General features: G+C 42.8%; 1 pseudogene. It reads right to left on the minus strand.

What is annotated here, in order from left to right:
• A pseudogene (locus CWC17_RS19030) lies at positions 1–264 on the minus strand (efflux RND transporter periplasmic adaptor subunit); the annotation flags it as partial.

Raw genomic sequence — 264 nt, forward strand, 5'->3', positions numbered from 1 at the left:
AAGGCCTTCTTCAATTGCTACCCACCCGTTATTTCTGACAGCAACATGAACTTCAACCTTATTGGCAATGCCTTCTTTTACTTGTAACACATAGTCTTTATATTCCAGTCGGATCACGACTTTCTCTGGCCCCATAAGCGCCTGATTACTACTGAGTTCAAGGGCTGTATTTAAAAGCATGCGAGGTCGCAGTAATCCTGAGTTATTAGCAAAGCTTGCGGTTACTTCAACACTGAGGGTAACCGAATCAATACGGGAACTTAT

The organism is Pseudoalteromonas sp. S3785 (genome assembly GCF_005887365.1).
Lineage (GTDB): Bacteria > Pseudomonadota > Gammaproteobacteria > Enterobacterales > Alteromonadaceae > Pseudoalteromonas.